This is a genomic window from Undibacterium sp. CCC3.4 (assembly GCF_034347425.1).
Lineage (GTDB): Bacteria > Pseudomonadota > Gammaproteobacteria > Burkholderiales > Burkholderiaceae_D > Undibacterium.
Window position 1 is genome coordinate 2,029,824 of the sequence record NZ_CP133779.1, and the last position, 12,911, is coordinate 2,042,734.

The 12,911-nt window shown below is 54.5% G+C and carries 12 protein-coding genes; 11 read left to right on the forward strand and 1 reads right to left on the reverse strand.

Going from position 1 to position 12,911, the window contains the following annotated elements:
• Window positions 1–20 precede the first annotated feature (20 nt).
• Window positions 21–404: a response regulator transcription factor gene (locus tag RHM61_RS09225; protein ID WP_322250819.1), complete on the forward strand. Its 384-nt coding sequence runs from the start codon at window positions 21–23 to the stop codon at window positions 402–404.
• Between the two features lie 23 nt (window positions 405–427).
• Here RHM61_RS09225 and fur read toward each other — a convergent pair whose 3' ends face one another.
• Window positions 428–856, reverse strand: a complete 429-nt coding sequence (gene fur, locus RHM61_RS09230; RefSeq protein WP_322250820.1) for a ferric iron uptake transcriptional regulator — start codon at window positions 854–856, stop codon at window positions 428–430.
• A gap of 76 nt (window positions 857–932) precedes the next feature.
• On the opposite strand from fur, the gene RHM61_RS09235 reads away from it, so the two are divergent.
• From RHM61_RS09235 to RHM61_RS09280, 10 genes are all read left to right on the forward strand, one after another.
• Window positions 933–1,490, forward strand: a complete 558-nt coding sequence (locus RHM61_RS09235; protein WP_322250821.1) for an outer membrane protein assembly factor BamE — start codon at window positions 933–935, stop codon at window positions 1,488–1,490.
• 88 nt (window positions 1,491–1,578) lie between these two features.
• On the forward strand, window positions 1,579–2,385 hold the full coding sequence (gene dapB, locus RHM61_RS09240) for a 4-hydroxy-tetrahydrodipicolinate reductase (protein ID WP_322250822.1): 807 nt from the start codon (window positions 1,579–1,581) through the stop codon (window positions 2,383–2,385).
• A gap of 177 nt (window positions 2,386–2,562) precedes the next feature.
• Entirely contained in the window at window positions 2,563–5,190 is a 2,628-nt protein-coding gene (gene leuS / locus RHM61_RS09245; RefSeq protein WP_322250823.1) for a leucine--tRNA ligase, read from the forward strand.
• 23 nt (window positions 5,191–5,213) lie between these two features.
• On the forward strand, window positions 5,214–5,723 hold the full coding sequence (gene lptE / locus RHM61_RS09250) for an LPS assembly lipoprotein LptE (RefSeq protein WP_322250824.1): 510 nt from the start codon (window positions 5,214–5,216) through the stop codon (window positions 5,721–5,723).
• Window position 5,724: 1 nt separating this feature from the next.
• Window positions 5,725–6,744 (forward strand): DNA polymerase III subunit delta, encoded by a 1,020-nt coding sequence (gene holA / locus RHM61_RS09255; RefSeq protein ID WP_322250825.1) that lies wholly within the window; start codon window positions 5,725–5,727, stop codon window positions 6,742–6,744.
• A gap of 37 nt (window positions 6,745–6,781) precedes the next feature.
• A complete protein-coding gene (locus RHM61_RS09260; protein WP_322250826.1) occupies window positions 6,782–8,050 on the forward strand; it encodes a glutamate-5-semialdehyde dehydrogenase in 1,269 nt (422 codons plus the stop codon).
• 75 nt (window positions 8,051–8,125) lie between these two features.
• A complete protein-coding gene (locus tag RHM61_RS09265; protein WP_322250827.1) occupies window positions 8,126–8,548 on the forward strand; it encodes a CopD family protein in 423 nt (140 codons plus the stop codon).
• A 160-nt stretch (window positions 8,549–8,708) separates the two neighbouring features.
• Window positions 8,709–9,875, forward strand: a complete 1,167-nt coding sequence (locus RHM61_RS09270) for a class I SAM-dependent RNA methyltransferase (RefSeq protein WP_322251079.1) — start codon at window positions 8,709–8,711, stop codon at window positions 9,873–9,875.
• Window positions 9,876–9,912: 37 nt separating this feature from the next.
• Window positions 9,913–11,400, forward strand: a complete 1,488-nt coding sequence (locus tag RHM61_RS09275; protein ID WP_322250828.1) for an NAD-dependent succinate-semialdehyde dehydrogenase — start codon at window positions 9,913–9,915, stop codon at window positions 11,398–11,400.
• A gap of 1 nt (window position 11,401) precedes the next feature.
• Window positions 11,402–12,637 (forward strand): multidrug effflux MFS transporter, encoded by a 1,236-nt coding sequence (locus tag RHM61_RS09280; RefSeq protein ID WP_322250829.1) that lies wholly within the window; start codon window positions 11,402–11,404, stop codon window positions 12,635–12,637.
• Window positions 12,638–12,911: the final 274 nt, after the last annotated feature.

The window sequence follows — 12,911 nt, forward strand, 5'->3', positions numbered from 1 at the left end:
GCGTTACAAGGGGAAGCAGAATGTTGAATAAAAATGTGTCGATCTTGCTGATCGATGACAATGATATTACCCGCGAAGTGTTGCGGGTGGTGTTGCGCAGCGAGGGCTACAATGTGGTCGGCGAAGCCACCGACGGCGGGACAGGGCTGGATATGGCGCTGAAATTGCGGCCGCATATCATTTTGCTCGACGTCGTCATGCCGAAAGTCAGCGGTCTGGAGATTTTACCGAAATTAAAAGATATGTTGCCCGAGTCGCGGGTGCTGATGGTGACCGCCAGTCACGACCAAGAAACCATAAGTGAAGCCGTTAAAGCCGGCATTCATGGTTTGATACTCAAACCGTTCAATGCGCAAAAAATCATTGACACGGTTGCCGGCGTGGTGAGTAAGCTGGAAAATTAAAGCAGCAAGCTTGCAAGCAGGACTCAGCCCTTGTGTTCGCACTTTTCTTTAGTGCAATTTCCATAGATCGCCAAGGCATGATCGGCGATGCGAAAACCACGTTCTGCGGCGATGTCATGCTGGCGCTGCTCAATTTGGGCGTCAAAAAATTCTTCCACGCGACCGCAATCGAGGCAAACCAGGTGGTCATGGTGTGAGCCTTCATTCAATTCAAAAATGGCTTTGCCGGTTTCGAAATGATTTCTGTGCAGCAAGCCTGCCTGCTCGAATTGGGTCAGTACGCGGTAGACTGTTGCCAGCCCGACATCCATATTCTCATTGAGCAATATTTTGTAGACATCTTCGGCAGTCAGGTGCCTGACCTTGCTACTTTGGAAGATTTCCAGGATTTTCAGGCGGGGTAAAGTGGCTTTAAGGCCGCTGGCTTTGAGATTCGGCGTGCTGTTTGTCATGTTTTCGGTCAAAAGAGGGCTATCTGCTTTATGATATCGGGTTTCAGGGCATGTTGCTCGATTACTGAGGCTACCTATGCGATTGTTGTTTTCAGAAACTATTCAAGCCCAAGCTGGCCGTTTGGTCGGTTTGACGTTGATCTTGAGCATGACTGCCTGTGCTTCCAGTGTGCCGTTGGCTGCTGCGCCGGCGACTGCTACCCCGGTCGAAGCCAGCGCGGCCGGCACGCAAGTGACGGCACCAACCGGTGTGAAAAAGTTCCTCGGCTATATTTCACCATACCGCGTCACTGTGCAACAAGGGAATTTTGTTTCGGAAGAAATGATGTCCCAGATCAAGGAAGGCATGACGCGCGAGCAAGTGCGTTTCGTGCTCGGCAGCGCATTGTTGACCGATATGTTCCATGAAGACCGCTGGGATTATATATTCCGCTTGACCAAACCCAAGGGTGAGCAGGTGCTCAGTCGCGTGACGATTTATTTCAAGAATAATACCGTGGCCAAGTTTGAAGGCGGTGATTTGCCGACCGAGAAAGAATATCTGGCGCGTATTACCGAATCGGCGCTCGGCATCGATAAAGTTGAATCGATTGTCGATATCGACGGTACACCGAAGAAAAAAGAGCGTAAATAATACCTGTGTCGTGACAGGATGCCGAGAGCCGGATTGCATCTGGCTCTCGGGCTTAACCATGAAGTAAGTATGAAGTAAGAGAAAACGTATGACAGGATTAAAAATAGCAGTGGCCGGTGCGTCCGGTCGTATGGGCAAGATGCTCATCGAAGCCATTACCGCAGCCCAAGACTTGCAACTGGCCGGTGCCACCGGCAGCGCCGGTTCGGCGGCACTCGGCAGTGATGCCGGTGCGGCGCTCGGCCAGCATACGGGCGTGTTGATCAGTGCCGATTTGAGCGTGGCCTTGGCCGATGCCGACTTGCTGATCGACTTCACCCGTCCCGAAGGAAGCTTGAAGCACTTGGCGTATTGCGCTGCGCATGGCATCAAGATGGTCATCGGCACGACTGGCTTTGATGCGGCTGGCAAGGCGGCCATCGCTGCTGCAGCAGAACGCACGGCGATCGTGTTCGCACCCAATATGAGTGTCGGCGTCAATGTCACGCTCAAATTATTGGAAATGGCGGCGAAAAGCTTCGCCACCGGCTATGACATCGAAATCGTCGAAGCGCACCACCGCAATAAAGTCGATGCCCCGTCCGGTACGGCGCTGAAAATGGGTGAGGTGATTGCTGAGGCAATCGGGCGCGACCTCAATGAAGTTGGCGTTTATGCGCGCCACGGCGTGACTGGTGCGCGCGATCCTTCCTCAATCGGCTTTGCGACTATCCGTGGCGGCGACATCGTCGGCGACCATACGGTACTGTTTGCCGGTATCGGTGAGCGCGTGGAAATTTCGCATAAATCGTCGAGCCGCGTCACGTATGCAGATGGCAGTCTGCGCGCGGCGCGTTTCTTGGCCGATAAAACCAGCGGTTTCTACGATATGTACGACGTGCTCGGCTTGAACTGAATTTCTGTGTGAGCGCCGCCCAGCGTCCCGCTGTGGCGGCCAATCGGCAGCCTTGAGCGCGCTGCTGCTCCCCTCCTTTGGCCGGCAGCGGTGAAATCCGCGCTTGCTTTGCTTAATAGTGACACTGAAGCAGTTATAATCAAGGACTTTTGAGTCCCCCCTCTTTCCGCCTACGCCATGCAAGAAAAATATACCCCCTCCGACGTCGAACAATCGGCACAAGCCCATTGGAAACAGATCGATGCCTACACCGCGGTTGAGAACGATCCGCGTTTTCCTAAGGGTAAGTACTACGCCTGTTCCATGCTGCCTTATCCTTCTGGCAAGCTGCACATGGGGCATGTGCGTAACTACACGATTAACGACATGCTGGCGCGCCAATTACGCATGAAGGGCTACAACGTCCTCATGCCTATGGGCTGGGATGCGTTCGGCTTGCCGGCGGAAAATGCGGCGATTGCCTACAATAAATCGCCGGCGGAATGGACTTACGCCAATATTGCCGACATGAAGTCGCAAATGCAGCCGCTCGGTTTAGCCTTCGACTGGAGTCGCGAAGTAGCGACTTGTGATCCCGATTACTACCGCTGGAACCAGTGGCTGTTTTTGAAAATGCTGGAAAAAGGCATTGCTTACAAAAAAACCCAAGTCGTGAATTGGGATCCGGTCGACCAGACGGTTCTTGCTAATGAGCAAGTTATCGATGGGCGCGGCTGGCGCTCCGGTGCCTTGGTCGAGAAGCGCGAGATCCCAGGTTATTATTTTGCCATCACCGAGTATGCCGACGAATTGCTCGACAGTATAGATAGTCTCGATGGCTGGCCAGAACAAGTGCGCACCATGCAGCGCAATTGGATAGGCAAGAGCGAGGGCGTGCGCTTTGCATTCACGCACGATATCAAGGATGCCGCCGGCAGCCTGATACAAGACGGCAAAATGTACGTCTTCACCACGCGCGCCGATACCATCATGGGCGTGACTTTCTGCGCCGTCGCAGCCGAGCATCCGCTGGCGACCCTCGCAGCAGAAGATAATCCGGCCTTGGCCGCCTTCATCGAAGTTTGTAAAGCCGGTGGTACCAGCGAAGCCGAAATGGCGACCAAAGAAAAAGAAGGCATGCCGACCGGCTTGTTCGTCACCCATCCGCTGACCGGTGAGTCGGTGGCAGTGTGGGTCGGTAACTATGTGCTGATGACTTACGGCGACGGTGCCGTGATGGGCGTGCCGGCGCATGATGAGCGCGATTTTGCCTTTGCCAAAAAATATCAACTCGCCATTAAACAAGTGGTGGCCGTGACTGGCCATGAATTCAGCGTCGAGGCGTGGGATGAAGCCTATGGCGACAAGCAGCGCGGCGTATTGGTTAACTCCGGTCCTTACGATGGCTTGACATGCAAAGCGGCCGTTGACGCGGTCGCCGCCGACTTGGCCGCGCGCGATGCCGGCGAAAAGAAAACCACCTGGCGCTTGCGCGACTGGGGTATTTCGCGCCAGCGTTATTGGGGCACGCCTATCCCTATCATTCATTGCGCCAGCTGTGGCGATGTACCGGTGCCGTATGCCGATTTGCCGGTCGTATTGCCAACCGATTGCATTCCCGATGGCTCTGGCAATCCGCTCAAAACCCGTGCCGATTTCTTGCACGTCGCTTGCCCGACTTGCGGTCAGCCGGCCGAGCGCGAAACCGACACCATGGATACCTTCGTTGATTCGAGCTGGTATTTCATGCGCTATACCTGCCCCGATGCCGATACCATGGTCGATGCCCGTCAAGAGTATTGGATGGCGATGGATCAGTACATAGGCGGTGTCGAACACGCCGTGCTGCATTTGCTGTATGCGCGTTTTTGGACCAAGGCCATGCGCGATCTGGGCTTGGTCAGTATTTCCGAACCGTTCAAAAACTTGTTCACGCAAGGCATGCTGCTCAACGAATCGTATTTCCGTGAAGATGCCAGCGGTAAAAAAACCTGGTTCTATCCGAATGAAATCGAAGTGCAGCACGATGACAAAGGTCGTCCTGTCGCCGCCATCAAAAAGAGCGATGGCTTGCCGGTGCAGATGGGTGGCATAGAAAAAATGTCGAAGTCGAAGAACAATGTGGTTGAGCCGAAAGACATCATCACCCAGTTCGGTGCCGATACCGCGCGCTTATTCACCATGTTTGCCGGTCCGCCGGACCAAAGTGCGGCGTGGAGCAGCAGCGGTGTCGAAGGGGCTTCGCGTTACCTGCGACGCCTGTGGGCGACCGGTTTGAAATGCGCCGATACCATCGCCGCCGGGCGCGTGGCAGCCGCTGCGTATGCACCGGAGGTGCAGAATTTGCGCCGCGAAGTGCATTTGACGCTGAAACAAATTGACGCCGATTACGAACGTCTGCAATACAACACCGTGGTGTCGGGCGCGATGAAATTGCTCAATGCCATAGAATCGTTCAAGTCGGATGGGGCTGGTCATGCAGCGGCCGTGCGCGACGCCTTCAGTATTTTGCTGCGCGCCTTGTATCCGGTGTGCCCACACATCGCCCATGTGATGTGGCAAGAACTGGGGTTCGCCGGCACCGACGGGGAATTGATCGATGCGGCCTGGCCGATAGTCGATGAATCGGCCCTGATACAGGATGAAATCGAGATGATGATACAGGTCAACGGTAAATTGCGCGGTAGTATCAAAGTTGCCAAAGATGCAGATAAAGCCAGTATCGAAGCGGCCGCCTTGGCACATGAAAGCGTGCAGCGCTTCCTTGAGGGCCCGGTGAAGAAAGTCATCGTGGTACCGGGTAAGCTTATCAACGTCGTGGCTTGATCATGAAAATCGGAGCAGCAACCATGCACCCACTGTTTTTTCTCCGTCGCGGCTGGTTCGTGGCCTTGCTGCTTGCGTTCAGTTTGTCTGCTTGTGGTTTCGCCTTGCGTGGTCCGGTGGCGTTTCCGTTTAAGTCTATCTATATCAGCTTGCCGATCGGCTCGCCGCTCAATGGCGAGTTGCATCGCCAATTACGCGCCAATGGTCAAACGCTGGTGACTGCCGATCCCAAAGACGCCGAGGTGATACTCGATGTGCTGCAAGAGGCGCGTGACAAGCAAATCCTCTCGCTCAACAGTCAAGGGCGTGTGCGCGAATACTCTTTGCTCTACAACTTCAGTTTCCGTTTGCGCAATGCCGCAGGAAAAGAGTATTTGGAGCCGGTGAAAATCCAACTCAAACGTACCATCACTTACAATGAGTCAGTGGTGTTGGCGAAAGAGTCGGAAGAAGCAGCCTTGTACCGCGATATGCAAAGCGACTTGGTGCAGCAGATCATGCGGCGCTTGTCGGTCGTGAAAATGGACGATTAAGATGCAACTACGCTTTGATGCGCTGCCTGGCCATCTCGCGAAAACCCTGGCACCACTCTATGTGATTACCAGTGACGAGCACTTGCTCGCGCTTGAAGCGGCCGATCAAATTCGCCGCGCCGCCAAGGCGCAGGGTTTTCTCGAACGCGAGATCTTGAGCGTCGAGCGCAGTTTCAAATGGGGTGCCTTGTTGGCGGCGAATCAGTCGCAATCGCTGTTCGGTGATAAAAAACTGATCGATTTGCGCATCCCCACCGGTAAGCCGGGTAAAGAGGGTGGGCAGGCTTTGCAAGAGTATATTGCCAAGCTCTCACCCGATAATCTGACCCTGATCAGCTTGCCCAAACTCGATTGGGCCACGCAGAAAGCCGCTTGGGTGAGCAGTTTGCAGCAAGCCGCCGTGTATATCGATATTCCGCTGGTAGAACGGGCGCAATTACCGAATTGGATTAATCAACGTTTGCAAGCACAGCAGCAAACGCTGGACCGGCAAAGTCTTGACTTCATTGCTGATCGGGTGGAGGGGAATTTACTGGCAGCGCATCAGGAAATCCAAAAACTGGCTTTGTTGCATGCGCCGGGCAAGCTCAGTTTTGAGCAAATCCATGATGCCGTGCTCAATGTGGCACGCTACGATGTGTTTAAACTCAATGAAGCCATGCTGGCTGGCGATGTGGCGCGCTTGGCGCGCATGTTGCATGGTTTGCAGGGCGAGGGCGAAGCGCTGCCGCTGGTATTATGGGCCATGGCAGAAGAAATTCGTACCTTGCTCAAGCTCAAGTCGGGCGTGGCGCAAGGGCGGCCGCTGTCGGCTTTGCTGAAAGAATACCGCATCTGGGGCCCGCGCGAAAAACTGATGGAACCGGCCTTACGCCGCGTCAGTTTGCCGAGTTTGCAAAGTGCGCTGCAAGAAGCGGCACAAATCGATAAGATGGTGAAAGGATTACGTGCCAAAGCCTTTGCCGGCGATGCATGGGATGCTTTGTTACAACTTGGATTGAAAGTGGCACGCGCGGCTTGAACGGTGCGGCCTTGAATAGCTGGCTTTTGGAACTGACATGATCGATATTCCTGCTTATATGAACGAGCTCGGCTCGCGTGCCCGTGCTGCTTCGCGCGCTATGGCAAAAGCCGATAGTGCAAAAAAAAATCAAGCCTTGTTGCTGATCGCCGCAGCGATACGGCGCGATGCCGCCTTGCTGCGTGCTGCCAATGAGCACGATTTAGCGGCTGCACGGGCCGCCGGCATGGATGCCGCCATGCTCGATCGGCTGACGCTGTCGGATGCGGCGATCGCCAAAATGGCCGAAGGCTTGACGCAAATTGTCAGCCTTTCTGATCCGATTGGTGAAATTTCAAACATGAAATACCGCCCCAGCGGCATTCAGGTCGGCCAAATGCGTGTGCCGCTAGGCGTGATCGGTATTATTTACGAAGCGCGCCCGAATGTGACAGTCGACGCCGCCGGTTTATGCATCAAGAGTGGCAATGCCACCATCCTGCGCGGTGGTTCTGAAGCGATACACTGTAATCGCGCCCTCGCGATCTTGGTCAAAGAAGGTCTGGCCGGGGCCGGCTTGCCAGCCGATGCCGTACAAATCGTCGAAACCACCGACCGTGCCGCCGTCGGTGCCTTGATCACGATGCCGCAGTATGTCGATGTGATCGTGCCGCGTGGTGGCAAAGGCTTGATCGAACGCTTGATGCGCGAAGCCACGGTGCCGATGATCAAACATCTCGACGGCATTTGTCATGTGTATATCGATGACAAAGCCGATTTGGCGAAAGCGACGGCGATTGCATTCAATGCAAAATGTCATCGTTACGGCACTTGCAATACCATGGAAACTTTATTGGTGGCACGTGGCGTGGCCGAGCGCATCTTGCCGCTCTTGGCGCCGCTGTATCTGAGCGAGTCGGTGGAATTACGCTGTGATCCGGCTGCAGCGGCGATTCTGGCCAGCTATCCGCATCTGCGCGCCGCCACGGAAGAAGACTGGCGCAGCGAATATCTGGCACCGGTATTGGCGATCAAAGTGGTCGACGACATCGATGCGGCCATCGACCATATCAATACCTATTCGTCGAAACATACCGAAGCCATCATCACCGAAGACTACACGCTGGCCCTGCGCTTTTTGCGCGAAGTCGATTCCGCTTCGGTCATAGTGAATGCCTCGACCCGCTTTGCCGATGGCTTCGAATACGGACTCGGTGCTGAAATCGGTATTTCCAACGACAAACTGCATGCGCGCGGCCCGGTCGGCCTCGAAGGGCTGACCTCGCTTAAATATGTCGTGTTTGGTCACGGCGAAATCCGTACTTGAGAAGGCTGAAACGATGTTGGCTCGGGCTTAGTCGGTTCGAGTCGGCTTTGATTAACCAATTTAGAAAGTTCCGCCATGCTTTGGATTAAAGCCCTGCACATCCTGTTCGTCATTTCCTGGTTCGCCGGGCTGTTCTATCTGCCGCGTATCCTCGTCAATCTGGCGATGGAAACGACGCCGGCGGCGACCGAGCGCTTGCTGCTTATGGCGCGCAAGCTGTATCGTTTCATGAATATTCTGGTGCTGCCGGCTTTGTTGTTCGGCCTCTATCTATGGCTGGTGGTCGGCATCGGTAAAGGCCCGGGCAATGGCTGGATGCATGCCAAGCTGCTGTGTGTCTTGCTCTTGCTCGGTTATCATCATGCCTGCGGCAGCTTGCTGAAGAAATTTGAACAAGGCCGCAACCAGCGCAGCCATGTGTGGTTTCGCTGGTTTAATGAAGTGCCGGTGGTATTGTTATTGATTGTGTTGATCCTGGTGGTCGTCAAACCGTTTTAAGGAAGCGCGGACAAACCGCTTGGATTAAATCTGCGCTTCCTTAATCTACGGCCACGCAGGAACGGCGAGTGCGCTCGCCGATTTTTTTTTACTTTGCTATATAACGGATAAAAGGTTCCCCATGACTAAATTGTCGTATTTTTGCCCTTGCCCACGCGGTATGGAAATCGCGCTGGCTGAAGAGCTCAATGAAATCGCTGCCTTCGATCACACCATGGCAGTGCATAACCAAGTACCTGGCGGTGTGCACTGCTCGGGTAGTTTACAAGATGCCTGGCGCATCAATTTACATTCGCGCATCGCTTCGCGCGTGCTGATGCGCGTCGCGCATTCCAGCTACAGCAATGAAAATGATATCTACGACTTGGTCATGGAGCAGCCTTGGGAAGATTGGTTCGGTTACCACCACACCATTCGTGTCGATGTCACGGCGGTCAAGTCGCCGCTCAAGAGTATCGATTTTGCTACACTCAAGATCAAAGATGCCATTTGCGATCGTTTCCGCGACCAATTCACGCAGCGTCCATCGGTCAACACCAAGGCACCGGATATGCGCATCGTCGGCTTTCTCGATGCCCGCAGTTTTACCGTCTACCTCGACACTTCGGGTGAAGCACTGTTCAAACGCGGCTGGCGCATGGAAACCGGCGACGCGCCCTTGCGCGAAAATTTAGCGGCCGGCTTGCTGCGCACCGCTGGCTGGAAAGCCGGCATGCCCCTGCTCGATCCTATGTGCGGCTCCGGTACTATCTTGATCGAAGCGGCGCAGATACTGGCCGGCATTCCACCGGGTTTGAAACGCGATTTTGCGTTTGAAAAATTCCATCAATTCGATGCCGATGCCTGGGCTGCCATCAAAGCCAGCGTCAAACCGAACCCTTTGCCGAGCGAACCAACGATTTTCGGCAGCGATATTTCCGGCGACATGATTGTCATGACGCGCAATAACCTCAATAAGGCCGGGATTCGTTTCGAGGTGCCGCTCAAGCAGATTGAAGCACAGGAAATCAAGGCCCCGACCACCGTACCGGGCATCTTGCTGACCAATCCGCCGTATGGTGAACGGATCGGCGTGCGCGGCGACAGCTCGATGGAATCGGATGAGATGGCGAAAGACTTTTTTGCCAGCTTCAGCACCACGCTCAAGCAGCGCTTTGCCGGTTGGAGCGTGTTTCTGTTTACTGCCGACCTGAGCGTACCGAAAATGTTGCGCCTCAAAGAAGCGCGGAAAACCCCATTTTTCAATGGTGCGCTCGAATGTCGCCTGTTCCGCTTCGACATGGTCGCCGGCTTTAACCGTCGTGAAGAAGCCAAGCCGCAGGCTTGAATCGGTTTTTTTTCCGCATGCTCACAGAGAAAACAACATGTCCACCGCACACCCGATCAGTTCATTGAACTTGCAAGATCCGACGCTGTTGAAGGATGCTGCTTATATTAATGGCCTCTGGGTCGGCAGCAGCGCACGCTTCGCCGTCATCAATCCGGCCAATGGCGCGCGGCTCGCTGAGGTGGCGAATCTCGATGCCAGCCATGCGACTGCCGCGATTGCAGCGGCACAGCTGGCGTTCCCTCTGTGGGCGGCGAAAACTGGTAAAGAACGCGCGGCGCTGATGCGGCGTTGGTTCGATCTGATCATCGCGCATGCCGACGACTTGGCCGCCATCATGACGGCCGAGCAGGGCAAGCCGCTGGCCGAAGCGCGTGGCGAAGTGATGTACGGTGCCAGTTTTATCGAATGGTTTGCCGAAGAAGCGAAGCGGGTTTCGGGCGATGTGATGGCCTCGACTTGGAGCGACAAGCGCATGTTGGTGCTCAAGCAGCCGATTGGGGTGTGCGCCGCGATCACGCCGTGGAACTTTCCGATTGCCATGATCACCCGTAAAGTCGCGCCGGCGCTGGCGGCCGGTTGTGCGATTGTGATCAAACCGGCCGAGCAAACGCCCTTATCGGCGCTGGCCTTGGCTGAATTAGCCCAACGTGCCGGCATTCCGGCCGGCGTCATCAATGTCTTGAGCGCTGACGCAGAACAATCGATCGCGCTCGGCCAAGTCTTGTGCGACAGCCCGGTAGTGCGCCATCTGTCATTTACCGGTTCCACCCCGGTCGGCCGTATCCTGATGCGGCAATCGGCTGCCACGGTAAAAAAACTGGCGCTGGAACTGGGCGGCCATGCGCCCTTCATCGTCTTTGAGGATGCCGACCTCGATGCCGCGGTCGAAGGGGCTTTGTTATCGAAGTTTCGTAACGCCGGCCAAACCTGCGTCTGTACCAACCGCTTTTACGTACACAGTTCGATTTACGATGCCTTTGTTGAAAAACTCGCGGCCGGTGCCGCTGAGATTGTGCTTGGCGATGGCTTTACCGCCGGGGTCCAGCAAGGGCCGCTGATTGATGCTGCCGCTGTATTCAAGGTCGAGCAACATGTGGCCGATGCGCTGGCGCTGGGTGCGAAGCTGGTAACTGGCGGAAAAATTGCTGAGTTTGGCCCTTTATTCTATCAAGCGACCGTGCTCTCGGAAGTCAGCGCCGCCATGTTGATCATGCAAGAAGAAACTTTCGGGCCAGTCGCTGCCGTCATGCGTTTTGAAACCGAAGCCGAAGTGATTGCGGCGGCCAATGCCACCGATTTCGGTTTGGCTGCGTATTTTTACTCACGCGATATCGGCCGCATCTGGCGCGTTGCCGAGCAGCTCGAATACGGCATGGTCGGTATTAATACCGGTGTCATTTCCAATGAAGTCGCGCCGTTCGGTGGCGTCAAGCAATCGGGTCTGGGGCGTGAAGGCTCGCAATATGGCATTGATGAGTATCTCGAAATGAAGTATCTGTGTCTGGGTGGGATCAAGGTATAAGATGAGAACGATCGCTGTGATTCCGCGCGCCGGCTTGGCGACTTTGCTGGCTGGCTTGGCCATGTTGGGCCCTTTTTCCATCGATACCTATTTGCCAGCCTTCCCGGCGATTCAAGCCAACCTGCATGCCAATGCCCTGGAAGTACAGCAAACGCTGACGGCTTACATGCTGTCATTTGCCGTCATGACGCTGTGGCATGGTGCTTTGTCCGATTCTTTCGGTCGGCGTAACGTGATTTTGATCGCCTTGGCGGTGTTTGCCGTGGCCAGTTTCGGCTGCGCCTCGGCACACAGCGTCCATTATCTGTGGGGCTTTCGCATTTTGCAGGGCGTCTCGGCCGGTGCCGGCATGGTGGTTGGTCGCGCTATCATTCGTGATTTGTATGCCGGTGCTCCGGCCGAGCGTTTGTTGTCTTTGGTGACGATGATTTTCTCCATCGCGCCGGCGATTGCGCCTATTCTTGGTGGCTGGGTAGTCGGTGTTTTTAGCTGGCGCGCCATTTTTCTGTTGCTTTTTGCATACACTGTTGTTCTTTGGACTGTTTGTTACAAATATCTGCCGGAATCTTTGCCGCACGAAAAACGCCAAGAATTCAGCCCGCAATTTCTGTGGAGCAGTTACCGTCAGGTATGCCAATCGCCCTTGTTTCATCTCAAGGCTGGCACCATTGCCTTTAACTTTGCCGGCTTGTTTTTATATATTGCGGCCGCCCCGGTGTTTATTACGCAACACTTAAAATTAGGTGCAGATCAATTCGGATGGCAGTTCATCCCTTCCGTAGCCGGAATTTTTCTCGGTGCTTTGACGGCAAATCGGCTCGCTGGCAAGATCACGGTATGGAAACAAGTCAGCATCGGTTTCATATTTTTGCTCGGCGCATCGCTGTTCAATATGGTGTTCCATTTCTTTTCGCCACCGATTTTATTGTGGTCGGTCACACCGTTTTTCTTTTATACCTTTGGCATGTCCTTAGTCGCCCCTGGTGCCACCTTGTTGGTGCTCGATTTGTTCCCTACCATCCGCGGCATCGTCGCTTCTTGCCAAGCTGCCAGTGTGACGCTGCTGGGCGCGATCGTTGCCGGCGTGCTTGCGCCGGCCTTGGATGGCTCGGCTTTCCTGCTGGCTCTAGGGCAATTTAGCTGCGCTGTGATCGCGGCGACGCTCTGGTATACTGGCCGCGTTTATTGGCGTTCGATGACTGCGCAAAAGCAAAATGCATGGGAAACGCTAGGCTGATAAAACTTTTTTTATAAGTATGGCTTGAAAAACAGAGGGATATCCCTCATATCGGTGGTGCTATGCAGCAAATGCAAATATTGCCTATAATGTAGGCTTAAGCCTTGATAAGTCTGTTTTTGTTCGTTGGAACTAATCCCGAATTATCGTGTCTTTAAATTGCAACGTTTGCTAAGGCCTTGTTTATTAAAGCAGTCGTATTTCATCAAAATGTCATAATTCACAGGTATCGTGACATTTGTCATTGAATCGCTTACTGGTTCGAGGCTTTAAA